We start from the raw sequence: 471 nt of genomic DNA, 5'->3' as shown, positions 1-471 counted from the left end.
CAGGTTCAAATCCTGCCCCCGCAACCACCGAAGTCAAATAAGCCTCTAGTCAGTATGACTGGGGGCTTTTTTGCGTTCTACGACAAGCGCTAACAGCCTTATTGGGTTAGTTAGGACGTGATAGCTCTAAGGCTTGTTCAAAATTACCAATGATTTTTAATTTTATTCCCTTGCGATCATCTTCTCTCGGAGAGACTTCTACGCGTCCAATTAGCCTTTGGAGTATTTTTGCTGCTTGGGATTTGATGCCTTCTTGCTGCACAACTTTCTCAAGCTGCTTAATATTCGTCTGAAACGTTATATGTAAATCCTTTGATTTGGGCATGGGTTGGGGTACTGGAGGCATAGAGAGTAATTTCTCTCTAAGTGCTTCTTGTTTTAGTTCTAAATCTGTTAGAGCTTTTGACAGGGCAGGGAAGCCATTCCCCTCAGAAATAGCATCTACAAGGTTATTGATTTTATTTTCGATCT

At 41.8% G+C, this 471-nt stretch carries 1 protein-coding gene; it reads right to left on the bottom strand.

Annotated elements, in window-relative coordinates; translation table 11 throughout:
• Window positions 1–106: 106 nt before the first annotated feature.
• Window positions 107–471 (bottom strand): hypothetical protein (locus WH95_RS10265; RefSeq protein ID WP_046506578.1); only part of this gene is annotated, 365 nt, incomplete at its 5' end.

Source organism: Kiloniella litopenaei (genome assembly GCF_000982415.1).
GTDB lineage: Bacteria > Pseudomonadota > Alphaproteobacteria > Kiloniellales > Kiloniellaceae > Kiloniella > Kiloniella litopenaei.
The sequence above is the reverse complement of the archived record's forward strand: the minus strand, read 5'-3'. Positions and strand labels throughout refer to the sequence as shown.